At 59.1% G+C, this 21,332-nt stretch carries 19 protein-coding genes; 8 read left to right on the plus strand and 11 right to left on the minus strand.

The annotated features are described in order from the left end of the window. Nucleotides 1–42: 42 nt before the first annotated feature. From HBR93_RS02310 to rplM, 5 genes are all read right to left on the minus strand, one after another. Complete coding sequence (locus tag HBR93_RS02310; protein ID WP_169959767.1) at nucleotides 43–822, minus strand: cytochrome c1; 780 nt, start codon at nucleotides 820–822, stop codon at nucleotides 43–45. Next, a complete protein-coding gene (locus HBR93_RS02315; RefSeq protein WP_003188526.1) occupies nucleotides 822–2,033 on the minus strand; it encodes a cytochrome bc complex cytochrome b subunit in 1,212 nt (403 codons plus the stop codon). Before HBR93_RS02315 ends, HBR93_RS02310 begins: the two co-directional genes overlap by 1 nt. Beyond that, nucleotides 2,033–2,626: a ubiquinol-cytochrome c reductase iron-sulfur subunit gene (petA, locus tag HBR93_RS02320; RefSeq protein WP_032860120.1), complete on the minus strand. Its 594-nt coding sequence runs from the start codon at nucleotides 2,624–2,626 to the stop codon at nucleotides 2,033–2,035. The genes HBR93_RS02315 and petA overlap by 1 nt, the downstream gene beginning before the upstream one ends. A gap of 267 nt (nucleotides 2,627–2,893) precedes the next feature. Next, nucleotides 2,894–3,286, minus strand: coding sequence for a 30S ribosomal protein S9 (gene rpsI, locus HBR93_RS02325; RefSeq protein WP_003171743.1), 393 nt, complete (start codon nucleotides 3,284–3,286; stop codon nucleotides 2,894–2,896). A 14-nt stretch (nucleotides 3,287–3,300) separates the two neighbouring features. After that, nucleotides 3,301–3,729: a 50S ribosomal protein L13 gene (gene rplM / locus HBR93_RS02330; RefSeq protein ID WP_029291908.1), complete on the minus strand. Its 429-nt coding sequence runs from the start codon at nucleotides 3,727–3,729 to the stop codon at nucleotides 3,301–3,303. Between the two features lie 248 nt (nucleotides 3,730–3,977). Here rplM and HBR93_RS02335 point away from each other — a divergent pair, with 248 nt between their 5' ends. Further along, nucleotides 3,978–5,018: an NADP(H)-dependent aldo-keto reductase gene (locus HBR93_RS02335; protein WP_169959768.1), complete on the plus strand. Its 1,041-nt coding sequence runs from the start codon at nucleotides 3,978–3,980 to the stop codon at nucleotides 5,016–5,018. Nucleotides 5,019–5,119: 101 nt separating this feature from the next. Here the strand turns inward: HBR93_RS02335 and HBR93_RS02340 are convergent, their stop codons facing one another. Continuing rightward, the gene (locus HBR93_RS02340) at nucleotides 5,120–6,256 is read right to left on the minus strand and encodes an acyl-CoA dehydrogenase family protein (RefSeq protein ID WP_057958436.1); all 1,137 of its coding nucleotides are present in this window, start codon (nucleotides 6,254–6,256) and stop codon (nucleotides 5,120–5,122) included. A gap of 220 nt (nucleotides 6,257–6,476) precedes the next feature. Between HBR93_RS02340 and HBR93_RS02345 the strand changes: the two genes are divergently transcribed. Then, nucleotides 6,477–7,397: a GlxA family transcriptional regulator gene (locus HBR93_RS02345; RefSeq protein ID WP_169866093.1), complete on the plus strand. Its 921-nt coding sequence runs from the start codon at nucleotides 6,477–6,479 to the stop codon at nucleotides 7,395–7,397. Between the two features lie 129 nt (nucleotides 7,398–7,526). Here the strand turns inward: HBR93_RS02345 and zapE are convergent, their stop codons facing one another. The 3 genes from zapE to HBR93_RS02360 form a co-directional block, all read right to left on the minus strand. Next, nucleotides 7,527–8,621, minus strand: coding sequence for a cell division protein ZapE (zapE, locus tag HBR93_RS02350; RefSeq protein WP_057438065.1), 1,095 nt, complete (start codon nucleotides 8,619–8,621; stop codon nucleotides 7,527–7,529). A 79-nt stretch (nucleotides 8,622–8,700) separates the two neighbouring features. After that, a complete protein-coding gene (locus HBR93_RS02355) occupies nucleotides 8,701–10,056 on the minus strand; it encodes a tryptophan--tRNA ligase (protein ID WP_169959769.1) in 1,356 nt (451 codons plus the stop codon). Nucleotides 10,057–10,080: 24 nt separating this feature from the next. Next, nucleotides 10,081–10,710 (minus strand): alpha/beta fold hydrolase, encoded by a 630-nt coding sequence (locus HBR93_RS02360; protein ID WP_057438061.1) that lies wholly within the window; start codon nucleotides 10,708–10,710, stop codon nucleotides 10,081–10,083. 147 nt (nucleotides 10,711–10,857) lie between these two features. Between HBR93_RS02360 and HBR93_RS02365 the strand changes: the two genes are divergently transcribed. Next, nucleotides 10,858–11,295: a DUF1043 family protein gene (locus HBR93_RS02365; RefSeq protein WP_029291922.1), complete on the plus strand. Its 438-nt coding sequence runs from the start codon at nucleotides 10,858–10,860 to the stop codon at nucleotides 11,293–11,295. Nucleotides 11,296–11,493: 198 nt separating this feature from the next. On the opposite strand, the gene HBR93_RS02370 is transcribed toward HBR93_RS02365, so the two are convergent. Continuing rightward, nucleotides 11,494–12,054: a response regulator transcription factor gene (locus tag HBR93_RS02370; protein WP_057958431.1), complete on the minus strand. Its 561-nt coding sequence runs from the start codon at nucleotides 12,052–12,054 to the stop codon at nucleotides 11,494–11,496. Next, complete coding sequence (locus tag HBR93_RS02375) at nucleotides 12,047–13,309, minus strand: ATP-binding protein (protein ID WP_057958430.1); 1,263 nt, start codon at nucleotides 13,307–13,309, stop codon at nucleotides 12,047–12,049. The genes HBR93_RS02370 and HBR93_RS02375 overlap by 8 nt, the downstream gene beginning before the upstream one ends. Before the next feature lie 207 nt (nucleotides 13,310–13,516). On the opposite strand from HBR93_RS02375, the gene HBR93_RS02380 reads away from it, so the two are divergent. The 5 genes from HBR93_RS02380 (at nucleotide 13,517) to HBR93_RS02400 (ending at nucleotide 21,289) form a co-directional block, all read left to right on the plus strand. After that, nucleotides 13,517–14,233 (plus strand): SIMPL domain-containing protein, encoded by a 717-nt coding sequence (locus HBR93_RS02380; protein WP_169959770.1) that lies wholly within the window; start codon nucleotides 13,517–13,519, stop codon nucleotides 14,231–14,233. Between the two features lie 86 nt (nucleotides 14,234–14,319). Continuing rightward, nucleotides 14,320–15,921: an ABC transporter substrate-binding protein gene (locus HBR93_RS02385; protein WP_169959771.1), complete on the plus strand. Its 1,602-nt coding sequence runs from the start codon at nucleotides 14,320–14,322 to the stop codon at nucleotides 15,919–15,921. Between the two features lie 258 nt (nucleotides 15,922–16,179). After that, the gene (locus HBR93_RS02390) at nucleotides 16,180–17,805 is read left to right on the plus strand and encodes an ABC transporter substrate-binding protein (protein WP_057438055.1); all 1,626 of its coding nucleotides are present in this window, start codon (nucleotides 16,180–16,182) and stop codon (nucleotides 17,803–17,805) included. A 305-nt stretch (nucleotides 17,806–18,110) separates the two neighbouring features. Beyond that, nucleotides 18,111–19,715, plus strand: coding sequence for an ABC transporter substrate-binding protein (locus HBR93_RS02395; protein ID WP_115129008.1), 1,605 nt, complete (start codon nucleotides 18,111–18,113; stop codon nucleotides 19,713–19,715). Nucleotides 19,716–19,885: 170 nt separating this feature from the next. Beyond that, entirely contained in the window at nucleotides 19,886–21,289 is a 1,404-nt protein-coding gene (locus tag HBR93_RS02400) for an OprD family outer membrane porin (protein ID WP_115129009.1), read from the plus strand. The last annotated feature ends 43 nt before the right edge of the window (nucleotides 21,290–21,332 follow it).

The following is a 21,332-nucleotide window of genomic DNA, read 5'->3' on the forward strand; positions in this document are numbered from 1 at the left end:
TCGCTGGGCGCGCAAGATTAACAGCAATTGCCTAAGGTTGGATCAATGCACATCCTTCCAGTATTCACGCTTGAGCAAATAAGCGAATACGAAGAAGAAAGCCAGGTACAGCAACACATAGGTACCGATGCGTTGATGCTCCAGTTTGACCGGGTTGGCGGAGTAAGCCAGGAAGGTCACCAGGTTCTTGATCTTCTCGTCGAACTGCTCCTCGTTCAGCGCGCCGCTCTTGGGCACGATGGTCAGTTGGTCACAGGCTTCGTGGGTCAACGGCGTGCCGGTCAGCGGGTCATATTGCTTCTTGCCGTTTTCCACGACTTGAACCTGCTTGCATCCGACCACCTGACGGCCTTGCAGGCCGACCAGCACGTTAGGCATACCCACGTTCGGGAAGACCTTGTTGTTCACGCCCCATGGGCGCGTAGGGTCTTCGTAGAACGATTTCAGGTAGCCATACAGCCAGTCGGTACCACGTACGCGTGCTACCAGGGTCAGGTCGGGCGGTGCAGCCCCGAACCAGGCCTTGGCGTCGGCCGGTTGCATGCCGATGTTCATGTGGTCGCCAATCTTGGCACCGGTGAACACCAGGTTCTTGAGCATCAGCTCATGAGGGATGCCCAGGTCATCGGCCACGCGCTCGTAACGCTGGAACTTGGCGCTGTGGCAGCCCATGCAGTAGTTGGCGAACGTACGGGCGCCGTCTTGCATGGCAGCCTTGTCAGAAACGTCAATGTCGACTTTTTCCAGTGCCACGCCAGACCCGGCCGCGAAGGACAGTGCCGGCAGGGCAGCAAGAATCAATGCAGCGAATAATTTTTTCATCAGCCAGTCACCCTTTCCGGAACCGGTTTTGTCTTCTCGAGCCGGGTGTAGAACGGCATCAGAATGAAGTAGGCGAAGTACAGGAAGGTGCAGACCTGCGACAACAACGTCCGCTCAGGGGTCGGCGCCAGTACGCCCAGCACGCCCAGGATCACGAACGAGATGCAGAACACCCACAGCCAGATTTTGCTCAGCCAGCCCTTGTAGCGCATGGACTTGACCGGGCTACGGTCGAGCCAAGGCAACACGAACAGCACCGCAATGGCCGCACCCATGGCGATAACGCCCATGAGCTTGTCGGGGATCGCCCGCAAAATGGCGTAGAACGGCGTGAAGTACCAGACCGGGGCAATGTGTTCCGGAGTCTTGAATGCGTTCGCCTGTTCGAAGTTAGGCTTTTCGAGGAAATAGCCGCCCATTTCCGGGAAGAAGAACACAATCGAGCAGAAGACAAACAGGAACACCACCACGCCGACGATATCTTTCACGGTGTAGTAAGGGTGGAAAGGAATGCCGTCCAGCGGAATGCCGTTCTCGTCCTTGTGCTTCTTGATGTCCACGCCGTCCGGGTTGTTCGAACCCACTTCGTGCAGCGCCAGGATGTGCAGCACCACCAGACCGAGAATCACGATCGGCAAGGCCACCACATGCAAGGCAAAGAAGCGGTTCAGGGTGATGCCCGAAATCAGGTAGTCACCACGGATCCACTGGGTCAGGTCGTTGCCGATGACCGGGATCGCGCCAAACAGCGAGATGATCACCTGGGCACCCCAGTAGGACATCTGGCCCCAAGGCAGCAGGTAGCCCATGAAGGCCTCTGCCATCAGTGCCAGGTAGATCAGCATGCCAAACACCCACACCAGCTCACGCGGCTTCTGGTACGAGCCGTAGAGCAAGCCACGGAACATGTGCAGATAGACCACGATGAAGAACGCCGAAGCGCCAGTGGAGTGCAACAGACGCAGGATCGAGCCGTACTCGACGTCGCGCATGATGTATTCGACGGAGGCAAACGCTTCTTCCGCCGACGGGGTGTAGCTCATGGTCAGCCAGACACCGGTCACGATCTGATTGACCAGTACCAGCAATGCCAGGGAGCCAAAGAAATAGAAGAAGTTGAAGTTCTTCGGCGCGTAATACTTGCTGAGATGGTCTTCCCACATTTTGGTGGCGGGGAAGCGCGCATCCACCCAATCCATGAACTTGCTCATTACGCGCTCTCCTTATCGACACCAATGACAATAACGTCGTCAGATTCGTAGTTGTGCGGCGGAACCGGCAGGTTCAACGGAGCAGGCTGGGATTTGTAGACGCGACCGGCCAGGTCGTAGTGGGAACCGTGGCAAGGGCAGAAATAGCCGCCAACCCAGTCCTTGCCCAGATCCACAGGCGCGACTTCCGGGCGGAAGGTCGGCGAGCAGCCCAGGTGCGTGCAAAGACCGACCAGCAGCAGAATCTCTGGCTTGATCGAACGCGCTTCGTTTTGGGCGTAGGCGGGTTGTTCGGAATTCTTGGATTCGGGGTCAGACAACTGGCCCTCGATTTTCTTCAGATTCCCCAGGATTTCCTCGGTACGACGAACGATGAATACTGGCTGGCCGCGCCACTCAGCAATCATCTGCTGGCCTGGCTCGATCTTGCTGACATTCACCTTCACCGGTGCACCTGCGGCTTTCGCCTTGGCACTGGGAAACCATGACCCCACGAACGGGACCGCAGCCCCCACCGCTCCTGCAGCACCCACAACGGATGTGGCTGCTACCAAGAAGCGACGCCGGCCTGCATTCACGCCGTCATTGCTCATTCAGTCCTCTCCCATCAGCTTTTTGGCCTGTTAAATCAGGCGTCTACTAAGTATTAAATCTGAACTTATAAAAATTTTGCCGAATGGTAATGAAAAGCCCCACCTCTGACAAGGTAATTACCCGGAGCCTAAGCCCCAAGCCTTGTAGTATAGGGGGTCTACGGATGTGGCAAGTTGTCACACAGAAAAAACCTGCATAAAAAGCGGGCAATAAAAAACGCCCAGCTCCGCGAGGAGGCTGGGCGTTTTTGTGGAACGTAAAGCGAATTAACGCTTCGAGTACTGCGGACGCTTACGCGCTTTACGCAGACCGACTTTCTTACGTTCAACTTCACGGGCATCGCGAGTCACGAAGCCAGCTTTGCGCAGAGCGCCGCGCAGGGTTTCGTCGTACTGCATCAGAGCGCGAGTGATACCGTGGCGGATTGCGCCAGCTTGACCACTTACACCGCCACCGATAACGGTGACGTAGATGTCGAACTTTTCAACGGTCTCGGTCAGTTCCAGCGGCTGACGAACTACCATGCGGGCAGTTTCGCGGCCGAAGAAGTTGTCCAGAGTGCGGTTGTTGATCGAGATGTTACCAGTGCCCGGACGCAGGAAAACGCGTGCGGTTGCGGTTTTGCGACGGCCAGTGCCGTAATTTTGAGTCGCCGACATAATGAACTATTCCGTTAAAACTTCAGTTCTTGGGGCTGCTGAGCAGCATGAGGGTGAGCAGCGCCCGCATAGACTTTCAGCTTGCGATACATGTCGCGACCCAGTGGGCCCTTCGGCAGCATACCTTTAACCGCGATCTCGATCGGGGCTTCAGGCTTCTTGGCAATCAGGCCTTCGAAGTTCGAAGACTTGATACCGCCTGGGAAACCGGAGTGACGGTAGTACATTTTGTCGCTTGCTTTGTTGCCGGTTACACGAACCTGCTCAGCGTTGATGATTACGATGTAGTCACCGGTATCAACGTGAGGGGTGTACTCAGGCTTGTGCTTGCCACGCAGACGGCTGGCGACTTCAGTGGCCAGACGACCCAGGGTCTGACCAGCGGCGTCGACGACAAACCAGTCGCGCTGAACTGTTTCCGGTTTTGCAGTAAAAGTTGTCATTCTTTAATAGCCTCAGGGGCCGCCCTGTAAATTAGACGGCGGATCTTACTGAATAGTGCGTACTTTGACAAGTCAAAGGCAGCCGGATACAGACGCTATCGGGGGCTCGGGTCAGCGCGTCCGTTCAACGGCAAGATTCTTCGGCAGGCGGCGCATCACTTCCACTGCAGAAAGAGGTGGGCAATTATGCAGATTGCGAAAAAAAATTCAACCTGCTTTTATGATTGTTTTCCCCGAAGGAGCACCCGATGGATTATCGACAGCTGGGCCGGACCGATCTGAACGTGAGCGCGATCTGCCTCGGGACCATGACCTGGGGCGAGCAAAACACCGAGGCAGAGGCCTTCGCCCAGATTGAAAGAGCCAAAGGTGCGGGGATCAACTTCCTCGATACCGCAGAAATGTACCCGGTCCCCCCCAAGGCTGACACCTACGCCACCACCGAACGCTACATCGGCAACTACTTCAAGAGTCGGGGCGACCGCGCCGACTGGATCCTCGCCAGCAAGATCGCCGGCCCCGGCAACACCATCGACTACATCCGCGACGGCCAGCTCAAGCACAACCGCAAGCACATCGTCGACGCCCTGGACGCCAGCCTCAAGCGCCTGCAGACCGACTGGATCGACCTGTACCAACTGCACTGGCCGGAACGCAGCACCAACTTCTTCGGCCAACTGAGCTACAAGCACCAGGAAGAGCCCGACCTCACACCGCTGGAAGAAACCCTCGAAGCCCTCGACGAGCAGGTCAAGGCCGGCAAGATCCGCCATATCGGCCTGTCCAATGAAACGCCGTGGGGCACCATGAAGTTCCTGGCCCTGGCCGAGGCCCGCGGCTGGACCCGCGCGGTATCGATTCAGAACCCCTACAACCTGCTCAACCGCAGCTTTGAAGTGGGCCTGGCAGAAGTCGCCATCCGTGAGCAATGCGGCTTGCTGGCATATTCGCCACTGGCATTCGGCATGCTCAGCGGCAAGTACGAAGGCGGCGCACGGCCGGCCGAGGGTCGTTTGAGCCTCTACAGCCGCTTTAGCCGCTACTTCAACCCGCAATCGGAAGCCGCGTGCAGCCGCTATGTGGCCCTGGCCCGCGAGCACGGCCTGGACCCGGCGCAGATGGCCCTGGCGTTTGTCACGCAGCAGCCGTTTGTGACCAGCAATATCATTGGCGCGACGACGCTTGCGCAGTTGGACAGCAATATCGCCAGTGCTGATCTGAAACTGTCGAAAGAGGTGTTGGACGGGATCGAGGCGATTCAGAAGGATCACCCGAATCCTGCGCCTTGATTGACCTTTAGGCCGCCATCGCAGGCAAGCCAGCACCCACATTTGATCGGTAATGTGGGCGCTGGCTTGCCTGCGATGGGGCCCTCAACAGCACCAGAGATTCAAAGCGCCCGCGCAATGATCTCCTTCATGATCTCATTGGTCCCCGCATAAATGCGCTGTACCCGCGCATCCGCCCAGGCCCGGGCAATCGGGTATTCCCACATGTAACCGTAGCCGCCGTGCAACTGCACACACTCATCGAGCACCTTGCATTGCAGGTCAGTGGTCCAGTATTTGGCCATCGCCGCCGTCGGCACATCCAGCTTGCCTTGCAGGTGCTGTTCCAGGCACTTGTCGACAAACACCCGACCAATCTGCACCTCGGTCGCAATCTCCGCCAGCTTGAAGCGGGTGTTCTGGAAGTCGGCAATCGCCTTGCCGAACGCCTTGCGCTCGCGGGTGTAGTCCAGGGTCCATTGCAGCGCCGCCTCGGCCGACGCCAGGGCGCCGATCGCCACGGTCAGGCGCTCCTGGGGCAGCTCCTGCATCAGGTAGGCAAAGCCCATCCCCGCCTGGCCCAGCAGGTTCTCCTTGGGCACCCGCACGTCCTGGAAGAACAGCTCGGAGGTGTCCTGAGCCTTCATCCCGACCTTTTCCAGGCGCTTGCCCTTGTCGAAGCCCGGCGTATTGGCCTCGACCAGAAACAGACTGGTGCCCTTGGCGCCGGCCTTGGGATCGGTCTTGGCCACCACAATCACCAGGTCCGCCAGGAAGCCATTGGTAATAAACGTCTTGGAGCCGTTGATTACATACTCATCGCCGTCCAGCACGGCAGTGGTCTTGACCCCCTGCAGGTCCGACCCGGCACCCGGCTCGGTCATGGCAATGGCCGTGACCATCTCCCCGGAAACGAGCTTGGGCAGGTACTTGTGCTTCAGCGCCTCGCTGCCGTAATGCAGGATATACGGCGCAACAATGTCCGAATGCAGGGAGAAGCCAATCCCGGTCAGCCCCAGGCGGCCGATCTCTTCGATCACCACGGTGCTGTAGAGAAAGTCCGCGCCCAGGCCGCCATATTCTTCCGGCAGGTGCGAGCACAGCATCCCCGCCTCCCCCGCCTTGCTCCACAGGGCGCGATCAATATGGCCCTGCTTTTCCCATTGCGCATGGTACGGCACCGCGTCTTTTTCGAGGAAGGTGCGCACGCTCTGGCGGAAGAGTTCGTGCTCGGAGCTGAACAAGGTTCTGGGAATCATGAGTCACCTGCGTCGATTGTCGGACAAAAACAAGATCACAGAGCCTAAGCTGCACGGACGTCACAGGACACTGGACACATGCGACAAAAAATAAGACGATCCAGCCGTTAGTTGACCACTTTCCCCTATAAGAATAATCGAAATTATGTCTAACCTCGTCTCCACGCCCTTGCGGCGCGTCAGCATTTTGGCCATTGACCGGGTGTTTGCTTCCACCCTCATGCAAGCCAAGGATTTCTTCCACCTCGCCAGCCTGCGTTACGGCAAACAGCAGGGCCTGGGCCTCACGCCGGCCTTTGAAACCCGCCTGGTAAGCCCCGATGGGCAATCGGTGTGCAGCTTCAGCGATGTGATCATGCCGGTCGACGGCGGCCTGGAAAACGCCGATATCATTGTGCTGCCGGCCTTCTGGGATGACTTCGACGCCCTGAGCAAACGCTACCCACAGATCCTGCCCTGGCTGCGCGAGCAACATGCGCGCGGGGCGGTGTTATGCGGTGAGGCCACCGGAGTGTTCTGGCTCGCCGAAGCCGGCCTGCTCGATGGCAAGGAAGCGACCACCTACTGGCGCTTCTTCAACGCCTTCAGCGAACGCTTCCCCAAGGTCCAGCTCAATCAGGACAAGCACCTGACCGACGCCGATAACCTGTACTGCGCCGGGGGCACCACGTCAGCCTGCGATCTCTACATTTATCTGATCGAGCGCTTCTGCGGCGCCAACATCGCCCAGGCCGTGGCCCGCGACATCCTTTACGAAGTGCAGCGCAGCTACGCGCCGGGACGCATCGGTTTTGGTGGGCAGAAGCTGCACCAGGATGTGATCATCCTGCAGATCCAGCATTGGCTCGAAGAGCACTTCGCCGACAAGTTCCGCTTTGAAGACGTGGCCCGAGAACACGGCATGAGCATCCGCAACTTTATGCGGCGCTTCCAGACCGCTACCGGCGACAAGCCGCTGCACTACCTGCAACGCCTGCGCATCGAGACGGCCAAGGGGTTGCTGTCGGGCAGCCGCAAGAGCATCAAGACCATCAGCTATGAGGTGGGCTACGACGATGCGAGCTTTTTTGCGCGGCTGTTCAGGCAGCACACGGAACTGTCGCCGAACCAGTATCGCCAGCAGTTCCAGCAGGCCGCCTAACTAAAGCCGGACACAATCAAATGTGGGAGCGGGCTTGCTCGCGAATGCGGTGTGTCAGTTAACGAATAAGTCGACTGATACACCGCATTCGCGAGCAAGCCCGCTCCCACATTTTGGTTCGGTGTTTGCCTAAGGCTTGTGCGCCCGCGCCAGGAACTCGTGGGACTGCATTTCCAGCAAGCGGCTCAGGGTCCGTTGGAATTCGAAGTTCAAGCGACCGCCGGTGTAGAGGTCCTTGAGTTCGACTTCAGCCGAGATGATCAGCTTGACGTTACGGTCGTAGAATTCATCGACCATGTTGATAAAGCGCCGGGCGATGTCGTCGGTAGTGACGCTCATTTGCTCGACACCGCTCAAGATCACGGCATGGAAGATCTTGCCCAGTTCGATGTAGTCGTTCTGGCTGCGGGGTCCATCGCACAGCTCGCGGAAGTCGAACCAGGCCACGTCGTCACAGGTGCGCAGGGCAATGATCTGGCGATTCTCGATCATCAACTTATCGTTTTCCACCGCCTGGGTGCATTCCGGCGTCAACGCACGGAAGCTCTTGCGCAGGCTTTCGTGGGCCGCTTCGTCGAGGGGGAAGTGGAACAACTCGGCTTGCTCGAGGTGTCGCAGGCGGTAATCGACGCCGCTGTCGACGTTGACGATATCGGTGTGCTGCTTGATCAGGGCGATGGCCGGCAGGAAACGCGCACGCTGCAGGCCGTCCTTGTACAGGCCGTCAGGCACGATGTTCGAGGTGGCGACCAGGGTCACGCCGTTCTTGAACAACTCTTCCATCAGGGTGCCGAGAATCATCGCATCGGTGATATCGGACACGAAGAACTCATCGAAACAGATCACCCGCGCTTCCTGGGAGAAACGCTTGGCGATGATGGTCAGCGGGTTCTTCTCGCCGTGCAGGGTCTTCATCTCTTCGTGCACGCGCTTCATGAAGCGGTGGAAGTGAGTGCGCGACTTCTCCTTGAACGGCAGCGCTTCGAAGAAGGTGTCGACCAGGTAAGTCTTGCCGCGACCCACACCGCCCCAGAAGTACAAGCCCTTGACCGGCGTCTGGTCTTTCTTGCCAAACAGCTTGCTGAGCATCCCCGGCTTGCTCTGGGAAGAGGCGACCAGGTCTTCGTACAGGCGCTGCAAGTGACGCACCGCCGTTTCCTGGGCAGCATCATGGAAGAAGTCGGGGCGCTTCAGATCAGCTTGATATCGTTCTAGGGGCGTCATAATTTCGTTAGCAAGGCAACAAAAACGGGCCGTCACTGTAACGACGGCCCCGGATAATGGCAATCAACCCTTGGTCGGGTCAGTCTTCGATTGGCGTCAATGCTACGCGCACGGCTTCGATGGCGGCATCCCGCGCAGCGCTGTCGGCGAAGGCCGGGCTGTCGGCGATACACACGCCGTCGAGCCACACCGTAAAGCCCAGGGCCTCACTGCGCACATCCAGCGCCTGGCCGGACTGCAACTGCTTGGTGACAGCGCCGGCCGCCTTGCCATCGGCAAAGTTGCGCGACAACAACAGCTGCTCGCCGTCAGCCGCCAGCAGGCGGAAGCGGAAGCTGCCGTCGTCTTCACGGAAGCTGACAAACCGCGCGGCCTTGACTGCCTTCTTCTTGGTGCTGGCAGCCTCGGTGGCCTGGTTGACGAACGAGCGCAGGCCCACGGCTTCCCGCAGCTCCTGCAGGAATGGACCGGCGACGGCACGGGCCTTCTTGGCGCCGACCAGCAGCAGGTCTTCCATGTCCGAAGGGCGCGCCATCAATTGATGGTAGCGCTCGCGGGCTTCGCCCAACTGGCCGTCCAGCAGTTGGAACAGGCGGTTTTTCGCCTCGCCCCAGCCCAGGCCGTCGAGCAGTTCGCTGCGCAGTTGCTGTTCCTGTTCAGGGGTGGCGAACGCCTGGTACAAGGTGAACAGGTGCGAGTTATCCGGATCCTTGGCCTCACCCGGCGCGCGGGAGTCGGTGACGATTCGCGAGATCGCGTCCTTCATGTCCTTGGCGGTGGTGAACAACGGAATGGTGTTGTCGTAGCTCTTCGACATCTTGCGCCCGTCCAGGCCCGGCAAGGTGGCGACACCTTCTTCGATCACCGCCTCGGGCATGGTGAAGAACTCTTTGCCCTTGCCGAACAGGTGGTTGAAACGCTGGCCGATATCACGGGCCATTTCCACGTGCTGGATCTGGTCGCGGCCGACCGGCACCTTATGGGCATTGAACATCAGGATGTCCGCCGCCATCAGCACCGGATAGCTGTACAGGCCCATGCTGATCCCGGCATCCGGGTCTTCGCCGTTTTCCAGGTTCTTGTCCACCGAGGCCTTGTAGGCGTGGGCACGGTTGAGCAGGCCCTTGGCCGCGACGCAAGTCAGCAGCCAGGTCAGCTCGGGAATTTCCGGGATATCGGACTGACGGTAGAAGGTCACCCGGTTCACATCCAGGCCACCGGCCAGCCAGGTCGCGGCGATTTCCATACGCGAGCGCTGGATGCGCTGCGGGTCATCGCACTTGATCAGGGCGTGGTAGTCGGCCAGGAAGTAGAACGAATCGGCATTGGCATCCTGGCTGGCGAGGATCGCCGGGCGGATGGCACCGGCGTAGTTGCCCAGGTGCGGGGTGCCGGTGGTGGTGATGCCGGTGAGGATACGGGTACGAGTCGTCATGGGTAATCGCTTATCAGACTGCTATCAATTCGAAAGGCGCGGCAGCACCAGATCCTTGAGATCGGTGAGCTTGCCATGAAAAAAGTGCCCGCATTCTGCCACTTTCAGCAGCTCATGGGGGCGTTTGAGGGCGGCAGACCAGTCGTAGACCTGCTGCGGGTCGACCACTTCGTCGGTTTCCGGCTGGATCACGGTCAGCGGGCAGCCCTGTGGAAGCGGGTCCTCGTCACGCAAACGCATGACGGCCGCAGCCACCATAAACAGGTGCGCGAGTTTTTCGCCCTTGGCTTCCAGGCGCCCGCCGAGACTGGCGGCAACAAATCCACCGAACGAGAAACCCAGCAAGGTGATGGGCAGGTCCGGGTGTTTTTCACGCAGCCAGCTTACGGCGGCTTCGGCATCATCCACTTCACCTGTGGCCATATCATGGCTACCAGCGCTGGCACCGACGCCACGGTAATTGAAACGCAAAGTAATCAAACCGGCATCGCGGGCGGTACGTTGCAGGGTCGAGACGACTTTATTGAGCATGGTCCCACCCTGCACCGGGTTGGGGTGGCAGATCAGCGCCAGGCCACGTGGCTCGGGGTGATCGAGGTACAAGGCTTCCAATTGGCCTACCGGGCCATCAATCAAAACAGGGGTTTCACGCATGAGCAAGGAATGAACTCCGTGACCTCTCAAGGGGTCGACTCGTCTAGCTAAAAGTCTGTGCATGGCATCATTGCGAGCTTAATCGCGGTATACAGCGCAGGTCCGAGCCGTTAACGTAAAGCAAAGCCGTTTATAGAGGAAGGACTCGTGGAACACTCGCTCTTAGTTTGGTTGTTGCCGACTCTTGCCCTGGTTGCCGGTGTCGCCATTGGATTCCTGGTTGCTCGCCTCCTGCCGAATGCCGCGCCTAACCGCACGCAGCGTCAGTTGGATGACATCCAGGAACGTTTTGACAGTTATCAGAACGAGGTTGTTACCCACTTCAACAGCACCGCGACCCTGGTCAAGAAGCTCACCCAGAGCTACCAGGAAGTACAGGATCACCTCGCCGATGGCGCCAACCGCCTGGCTCTGGACGATATTACCCGTCAGCGTCTGCTGGCCGCGCTGCATTCCGATGCCACGCAAGCCCCACGGGAGCGCCTGACCCCGCCACGGGAAAACCAGGAGCCGCCGCGGGACTACGCGCCAAAGACGCCGAACGCCCCCGGCATGCTGGATGAGCATTACGGCTTGAAAAAGTAAGTCGTTTTCAAGCCATACAAAAAGCCCGGCTGATCCATGATCAGCCGGGCTTTTTGTTGGAACTGGATCGGCAGAACAATGGAGATCCAATGTGGGAGCGGGCTCGCTCGCGAAGGTCGAGTGTCAGTAGTTAAAGACTTGACTGACACTGCGCCTTCGCGAGCAAGCCCGCTCCCACACAAGCCCACTCACCGTAGTTCAGCGCCGTACCGGGCGCTTCTGCAGCTTGCGCTGCAAGGTCCGGCGGTGCATGCCCAGGGCACGGGCCGTGGCTGAGATATTGCCTTCATGCTCGGTCAACACGCGCTGGATGTGCTCCCACTGCAGGCGGTCCACCGACATCGGGTTTTCCGGCACCAGGGTGTCGAGGTCGGCATGCTCGGAGAGCAAGGCGGCCAGCACATCATCGGCGTCCGCCGGCTTGCACAGGTAGTTGCAGGCACCGCGCTTGATCGCCTCGACAGCGGTGGCAATGCTCGAATACCCGGTGAGGATCAGCACGCGCATTTCCGGGTCCAGCTCCAGCAGCTTGGGCAGCAGCACCAGGCCCGAGTCACCGTCCATTTTCAGGTCCAGTGCCGCGTAGTCCGGCAGGTCGGCCTGGGCGATGGCCAAGCCTTCTTCGGCGGAACCTGCAGTGCTGACGCGAAACCCGCGACGGCTCATGGCTCGCGCCATTACGCGGGTAAAGGTGGCATCGTCATCTACCAGCAGCAGGTGCGGCAGTTCTTCGCCTTCGACTTGGATCTCGTCACTCATCGATGTCTCCTCGTGCAGCACGGGGCAGGCGCAGCTCGGTGAGCGTGCCGCCTTCCTCATGGGGGTAAAGTTTCACCGAGCCGCCAGCGCGGGTCACGCTGGCCTTGCTCAAGAACAGGCCCAGGCCGAAGCCTTTGCCCTTGGTGGTAAAGAATGGCTTGCCGATCTGCTCGGCAATCGCCAGCGGCACGCCAGCGCCGTGGTCGCGAATACTGATGGTGAGGTTTTCCCAATCCCAGTCCAACTGCACTTCCAACCCTTCCGGGCAGGCGTCGGCTGCATTGTTCAACAGGTTCAGCAACGCCTGGGTCAGGTCCGGCGGTGGTGCCATACGCGGCACTGCGCCCTGCCCCAGCAGGTGGAAACGGTAACTGGCTTCGGGACGCATCAAGTGCCAGCGGTTCAGGGCTTCGTCCAGCCACTGGGTGACGTCTTGCATATCCACCGCCAGGCGCCGGTTGGCTTCAGCGGCGCGCACCAGTTGCTGCAAGGTCTGCTTGCACTGCTTGACCTGTTCCTGCAACACGCCGAGGTCGTCTTGCAAGGCCGGGTCGTGATGGTCCTGGCGCATTTCCTTGATCAGCACGCTCATGGTTGCCAGCGGCGTGCCCAGTTCATGGGCCGCACCGGCGGCCTGGGTCGCCACGGCCAGCAGTTGCTGGTCACGCAGGCCCTCTTCACGGCGGATTGCGCGCAGTTCTTCCTGGCGCCGCAGCTCTTCGGCCATGCGCGCGGCAAAAAAGGTGATCACCGCCGCCGACAGCGCGAAGCTCAGCCACATGCCGTAGATCTGCAGGTTTTCCCGGGCAATCGGGAAGGTTTCCAGGGGATAGAACTGCGCCAGCAACAAGGTGTAAAGCGCCAGGGCGATCCCCGACAGGATCACCGAATAGCGCCACGGCAAGGTCACGGCAGCGATGGTCAGCGGTACCAGGTAATAGGAAACGAAGGGGTTGGTGGAGCCACCGGAGAAATACAGCAACACGCTGTGGATAAACAGGTCGCAGGCCAGTTGCAGCGCGTACTCCAGCTCCGTCACCGGCCAGGTGGTGCGCAGGCGGATGGCCGTGAACACACACAGCACCGTGGAAAAGGCCAGGGTCACCCACAGTTGCAGCCAAGGCAGCGGCAACAGTTCAAACCAATAGGCGAGCCCCACGGAACCGGCCTGGGCGGCCAGCACCAGGGTGCGGATAAACGTCAGGCGCCAGAGGTTCTGGCGAGTGGCGGAAGTCAGTTTTACGGGGGCGAGCATGAGCTCTCCTGATGAGCGCTCCAGGCGGATCGCAGCAAGTATAAACGAAGCGACGGTACAGTCTGCGAGTCTGTGGCCCTTTGACGCAGGTCATGGCTTTATGACCGTTCGTCGGCATCGTCGCCAGATGTAGAGATTTTGTAACCCGCCGAACCCGAATCCCCCGTCTACAGTCTTACCGAACACGATCACCCTCAAGGAGCTTCCATGTCACGTTTCACTCGCAGTGCCGCCCTTATTGCCCTCAGCGTTGGCAGCATTGCCAGCCTGCCCGCGCTGGCCGCCGATCAACTGCACTACAACCAGATTTCCCTGCGGGCCGAAGTCAGCCAGGAAGTGGCCCGTGACAAGATGATCGTCACCCTCTACACCGAGTCGCAAAATACTGACCCGGCCAAGCTCGCCGCCGAAGTCACAACCATCATGAACAAGGCGCTGGGCGAAGCTCGCGAAGTAAAAGGCGTGACCCTGCGCCAGGGCAGCCGCAACAGCTATCCGATCTACGACAACAAGAACCAGAAGATCACCGGCTGGCGCGAGCGCGCCGAACTGCGTCTGGAAAGCGCGGACTTCCCGGCGCTGTCCAAGCTCACCGGCGAGCTGCTCAACACCCTGAAAATGGACAATATGGACTTCGCCATCGCCGACGCCACGCGCAAGTCCAGCGAAGACGCGTTGCTCAAGGATGCGGTCGCCGCGTTCAAGGCCCGCGCCCAACTGGCCACCGATGCACTCGGCGGCAAGGGCTACAAGATCGTCAACCTGAACTTCAATACCAACGGCTACCCAATGCCGTACGCGCGAAATGGCGGGATGATGATGAAGGCGGCAGCGATGGATTCGGCGCCGACACCTGAGGTCGAGGCCGGCACCAGCCAGGTCAGCATGAGCGCTGATGGCGTGATTGAAGTACAGATGCCATAAGCCTTACCTGATGGCCCACAACGGCGGTAACCTCGGTGACCGCCGTTTTTTTTGGCCGTTGTTTACCTGCCATTTCAGGGGTCACCATGGATAGAACTGTCTTCAAGTCGCTCCTCCTCGTTGCCAGCCTGCTGGCGTGCATGCCCACGGCCCAGGCGGCAAGCACCCTGGTCTACTGCTCCGAAGCCAGCCCCGCCGGGTTCGATCCGAGCCAGTACACCAGCGGCACCGATTTTGATGCCTCGGCCGAAACCGTGTTCAACCGCCTGACCCAGTTCAAGCGCGGCGGGACCGAAGTCGAGCCGGGCCTGGCGACCCGTTGGGAGGTGTCCAAGGACGGCCTGGCCTACACCTTTCACCTGCGCGACGGGGTCAAGTTCCACAGCACCGAGTACTTCACCCCGACCCGCGACTTCAATGCCGACGATGTGCTGTTCACTTTCCAGCGCCTGCTGGACGCCAACCATCCATTCCGTCAGGCCTACCCGTCCGAGTCGCCGTACTTAACCGATATGGGCCTGAATACCACGATCAAAAGTGTGGAAAAGCTCGACGAGCACAGCGTGCGCTTCAACCTCAATAACGTCGATGCCGCTTTCGTGCAGAACCTGGCCATGAGTTTTGCGTCCGTGCAATCGGCCGAGTACGCGGCGCAGTTGCTTAAAGACGGCAAGGCCGCCGATATCAACCAGAAACCGATCGGCACCGGGCCGTTTGTGTTCAAGCGCTACCAGAAGGACTCGCAGATTCGCTACGTCGCCAATAAAAACTATTGGAAGCCTGAGGATGTGAAACTCGACAGCCTGGTGTTTGCGATCACCCCGGACGCCGCGTCGCGCCTACAAAAGCTCAAGGCCGGCGAATGCCAGGTCAGCGGCTATCCGCGCCCCTCGGATATCGAGGTGATGAAGCAGGATCCAAACCTGCGCGTGCAGCAGCAGGCGGGCTTCAACCTGGGCTTTCTGGCCTATAACGTGACTCATCCGCCGCTGGACCAGCTCAAGGTGCGCCAGGCCCTGGACATGGCCATCGATAAGCCGGCGATTATCCAGGCGGTGTACCAAAGTGCCGGGCAATTGGCGCAGAACGCACTGCCGCCGGCCCAGTGGTCTTATGACCCCAGCATCAAGGACGCACCGCACGACCCTGCCAAGGCCCGGGCGCTACTAAAAGAAGCAGGGGTTGCACCAGGTACCACCATCAATCTGTGGGCGATGACCGTGCAGCGCGCCTCCAATCCCAACGCGCGAATGTCGGCGCAGATGATCCAGCAGGATTGGGCCAAAGTCGGGATCACCGCCAATATCGTCAGCTATGAGTGGGGCGAATACATCAAGCGCGCAAAAAACGGCGAGCACGATGTGATGATCTACGGCTGGACCGGCGACAACGGCGACCCGGATAACTGGCTGGGCGTGCTCTACAGTTGTGCCGCGGTCAAGGGCAGCAACTATGCAAAATGGTGTAACCCGCAGTACGACCAACTGGTGCAGAAGGCCAAGCTCAGCAGTGACCGTGACGAACGCATAAAGTGGTATCAACAGGCGCAAAAAATACTTAAGAATCAAGTACCTATAACGCCTATTGCGAACTCGACGGTTTTCCAGCCACTGCGCAAGGAGGTCCAGGACTTCAAGATCAGCCCGTTTGGCCTGACACCGTTCTACGGCGTAAGTCTGAATAAGTAACAACTATGCCCCAACCGGGTGCGCCAGACACCTCGGTTGGACTTATTCGGTGCACTCCACGCACCGAAAAAAGCCCTCAAAAGTACAGTTTCGTGTCGAAAATTATATGAATGCGACATTCCTGTACGTTCGTACCACTCTTTGCCGCTTGTTGCCTCTCAACGTCTTGCATTGGGTATGGGGCCTGCATAAGTATCCGCAGGCCGACTCACGAGGTCGCCCTCAATTCCAAAAATGACAACAAATCATGAGGCCAACATGCTTAAACACGCAGTCATTCCGTTTTTAGTCAGCGCCGGTTTAATGGCCGCTGCACCTTTCGCCCAGGCGGCGACTAATCTGGTGTTCTGCTCCGAAGGGAGCCCGGCCGGTTTCGACCCAGGCCAGTACACTACCGGAACAGACTTCGATGCTTCGGCCGAAACCATGTTCAACCGGCTCAGCCAGTTCGAGCGCGGCGGCACCGCCGTGATTCCTGGCCTGGCCACCAAGTGGGATGTATCCGAAGACGGCCTGACCTACACCTTCCACCTGCGCGAAGGGGTCAAGTTCCACACCACGCCGTATTTCAAGCCGACTCGTGAATTCAACGCCGACGACGTGCTCTTCACCTTCAACCGGATGATCAATAAAGACGATCCGTTCCGTAAGGCCTACCCCACCGAGTTCCCGTACTTCACGGACATGGGGATGGACACCAACATCAAGAACATCGAGAAAATCGACGACCACACCGTCAAGTTCACCCTTGGCACCGTGGACGCCGCGTTTATCCAGAACCTGGCCATGAGCTTCGCCTCGGTACAGTCGGCCGAATACGCCGCCCAACTGTTGAAGGACGGCAAGCCCCAGGACATCAACCAGAAGCCGGTCGGCACTGGTCCGTTCGTGTTCAAGAGCTACCAGAAAGACTCCAACATCCGCTTCACCGGCAACAAGGATTACTGGAAGCCTGAAGACGTGAAGATCGACAACCTGATCTTCGCCATCACCACCGACCCGTCGGTGCGTGTGCAGAAACTCAAGAAGAATGAATGCCAGGTCACCCTCTTCCCGCGTCCGGCCGACCTCAAGGCCCTGGGCGAGGACAAAACCCTGAAACTGCCGCACCAGGCCGGTTTCAACCTGGGTTATATCGCCTACAACGTCATGCCAGTGCTCAAGGGCCAGACGGCCGCCAACCCCCTGGCCGACCTGCGCGTACGCCAGGCGCTGGACATGTCGGTCAACAAGCAGCAGATCATCGACTCGGTGTACCAGGGCGCAGGCCAACTGGCGGTCAACGCCATGCCGCCGACCCAATGGTCCTATGACGACACCATCAAGGACGTCCCGCACGATGTGGCCAAGGCCAAGGAACTGCTCAAGGAGGCCGGCGTCAAGGAAGGCACCGAGATCACCTTGTGGGCCATGCCGGTCCAGCGTCCGTACAACCCCAACGCCAAGCTGATGGCCGAGATGCTGCAGAACGACTGGAAGCAGATCGGCTTGAAGGTCAACATCGTCAGCTACGAGTGGGGCGAGTACATCAAGCGTTCCAAGGGCGGCGAGAACCAGGCCATGATCATCGGCTGGAGCGGTGACAATGGTGACCCGGACAACTGGCTGAACGTGCTGTTTGGCTGCGACTCCCTGGCCGGCAACAACTTCTCCAAATGGTGTGACAAGAAATTCGACGGCATCGTGAAAGAAGCCAAGGCCACATCGGACGTCGCCAAGCGCACCGAACTGTACAAACAGGCGCAACACGTCCTCAAAGATGCAGTGCCCATGACACCTATCGCGCACTCGACGGTGTATCAACCCATGCGCAACAACGTGCAGGACTTCAAGATCAGCCCATTTGGCTTGAATTCCTTCTACGGGGTGAGCGTCAGCAAGTAGTGATCTCTAGCGGCGACGTTTCATAACGTCGCCGTTATTGCATCCGCCCAGATCCTAGGAATCGAACTACCCCCGCATGGGCTGCCGTCCTACAGCAGCTAACTGCGCAGGTTACGTCCGATACCTACAAGGTCTGTCCGGTTCGGCGCATTTACCGCCCTGCCCTCGTTCCCTAACGTCGAGGTAGGCAAACGCGCAGTTCCGATACGGCATTTGCTGTGGATGGGAGCAGTGCTTTCTCCATGCCAGGTAAGGCGTGGTGATTGTTCACTGACGAAAACGATAAACATGGATTGGGGACCGTCATGCGCCATACCACCGTTCTATCCGCGATATTGGGTACCAGCCTGTTGGCCGTCGCTTCGATGGGCCAGGCTGCCGAAAAGAAAAGCCTGGTGTTCTGCTCCGAAGGCAGCCCGGCCGGGTTCGATACTGCGCAGTACACCACCGCCACCGACAACGATGCGGCCGAGCCGATCTACAACCGCCTGGTTGAGTTCGAAAAGGGTGAAACCGGCGTCGTACCAGGGCTGGCTACCAAGTGGGATATCTCGCCAGACGGCCTGACCTACACCTTCCACTTGCGCGAAGGGGTGAAGTTCCACAGCAACAAGGAATTCAAGCCGACACGGGATTTCAACGCCGATGACGTGCTGTTCACCTTCAACCGCATGCTTGACGCCAACCACCCGTTTCGCAAGGCCTACCCCACCGAGTTTCCGTACTTCAACGGGATGAGCCTGAACAAGAACATCGCCAAGGTCGAGAAAACCGACCCGCATACCGTGGTAATGACCCTGAACACGGTGGATGCCGCGTTTATCCAGAACATCGCCATGAGCTTCGCCGCGATCCTCTCGGCCGAATACGCCGAGCAACTGCTCAAGACCGGCAAACCCAGCGATATCAACCAGAAGCCGATCGGCACCGGGCCGTTCGTGTTCCAGCGTTACCAGAAGGATTCGCAGATCCGTTTCGCCGGCAATAAAAACTACTGGGACCCGAGCAAGGTCAAGCTCGACCAACTGATTTTCGCCATCAACACCGACGCCTCGGTACGCGTGCAGAAGCTCAAGGCCAATGAATGCCAGGTCACCCTGCATCCCCGCCCCGCCGATGTCGACGCGCTCAAGGCCGACCCGAACCTGCAACTGCTGACCAAACCCGGCTTCAACCTCGGCTACATCGCCTATAACGTGCGGCACAAACCCTTCGACCAGCTCGAAGTGCGCCAGGCCCTGGACATGGCGGTGAACAAGCAGAGCATCCTCAATGCCGTGTACCAGGGCGCGGGGCAACTGGCGGTCAACGCCATGCCGCCGACCCAATGGTCCTATGACGACAGCATCAAGGACGCCGCCTACAACCCGGAAAAAGCCAAGGAATTGCTCAAGGCGGCCGGCGTCAAGGAAGGCACCGAGATCACCCTGTGGGCCATGCCCGTCCAGCGCCCGTACAACCCCAACGCCAAGCTGATGGCCGAGATGCTGCAAAGCGACTGGGCCAAGATTGGCCTCAAGGTCAAGATCGTCAGCTATGAGTGGGGCGAGTACATCAAGCGCACCAAGAACGGCGAGCACGATGTCAGCCTGATTGGCTGGACCGGCGACAACGGTGACCCGGACAACTGGCTGGGCACCCTCTACAGCTGCGACGCCATCGGCGGGAACAACTACTCGATGTGGTGTGACCCGGCGTACGACAAGCTGATCAAGCAAGCCAAGGTCGTCACCGACCGTGAACAACGGACTGTTCTGTACAAACAGGCGCAGCAACTGCTTAAAACACAGGTGCCGATCACGCCTGTCGCCCACTCGACGGTCAACCAGCCGTTAAGCACCAAGGTCGAAGGCTTCAAAGTCAGCCCCTTCGGCCGCAACGTGTTCTCGGGCGTCAGTATCACCCCATAAGAAAATAACCGGATGCGCAGAGCGAAGTTGGCTCTGCCGCAAACGTGCAGCTGTAATTCGCGAAATCTCCTACAGCAAACGTTTGCAAATGCTTGAAGAGTTACACACCCAATAGCCGGTTCACCTAATAAGGCCGGCATAAAAAAAAGAGAACCAAAGGAGCTCCACCCATGAAACTAAGCAGCAAAGTGCTACTGGCCATGGCCATCAGCAGCATCACCGCGACCGCTTACGCCGAACCTGCAAGCCAGGAATTCGTGCCGACCACACTGGCCGGCGCCAGCGCCCAAAGCGAAGCCAAGGGATTTATCGAAGACTTCAGCCTGGGTGGCAGTACGCGCAACTGGTACTCCAATGAACACCTGTACCGCGGGGGCAGCTTCAAATACAAAGAGCACGGTGTAGAGAAGACCGACCGCAACCGTACCAACTGGATCCAGGGCACCATCATCAACGCAAGCTCGGGTTTCACCCAGGGCACTGTGGGTGTCAAGACCGAAGTAGCGGTGTACAACGCTCTTGTTCTGGACCGCAGCAAACGCGATATCAAGGGCGGCTCCAACCGCACCTTGGCTGACTCTGACGGCAATGCCGTAGACCAGTGGAGCAAACTGGGCCTGGCCAACGTGCAGTTCCGTGTGTCGAACACCACCTTGACTGCCGGCCGCCAGAACTTCAGCACGCCGATTGTCGACAACATCGGCAACCGTCCCCTGCCATCGAGCTTCCAAGGTGTGAGCTTCAACAGCGAAGAGTTCAGCAACCTGTCGTTCCAGGGCGGCGTGTTTGACCGCGTCTCCCCACGTTCCGAACAGAGCCTGTCGAAGTTCCGCAGCGAGTACAGCCAACAAGGCGCCAACAGTGCGACAACCGACAAGGTCTACACCCTGGGCGCCAACTACCAGCCGTTCAAGAGCCTGAAAACCAGCTTCTTCGGCGCCAACGTCAAGGATTTCTGGAACCAGTACTACTTCGGCGCGACCCACCAGTTGGGTGACAGCCAAGTCCTGGCCTTGACCACCGGCCTGAACTACTACAAGACTGTCGATGAAGGCAAAAAACTGATGGGGGAGATCGACAACGATACCTACTCCCTGTCCCTTGGATTGGCTCACCAGGCTCACAGCCTGACCTTCTCCTACCAGCAAGTGAACGGTAACGAGTACTTCGACTACCTGCACGAAACCAACGGCATCTACCTGGCCAACTCCCTGACGTCGGACTTCAACGGCCCGAACGAGAAATCCTTCCAGGTCGCCTACGCAATCAACATGGCCGAATACGGCGTGCCGGGCCTGAAGTTCAACATCTACTCCGCACGCGGCTGGGGCATCGACGGTACCCACTACACGGGGAACAGCAACGGCGCTTACGCCTACACCGGCATCGAAAAGCAGGACGGCGAAAAACACCAGGAATACGGCGTCGGCGCGGGATACGCGGTCCAGAGCGGCTCGCTCAAGGACACCGCGATTCGTGCCACCTACGTCGAACACCGTGGCAGTGCCAACCAGTTTGACGGCAGCGTGAAAGAATTCCGTCTGGTCACCACCATCCCATTCAACATCCTTTAATTAGCGCCAGGTAAGCGGCAGGCTCAGGACGAGCCTGCCGTCT

The sequence above is a fragment of the Pseudomonas sp. WS 5411 genome (assembly GCF_012985595.1).
GTDB lineage: Bacteria > Pseudomonadota > Gammaproteobacteria > Pseudomonadales > Pseudomonadaceae > Aquipseudomonas > Aquipseudomonas shahriarae.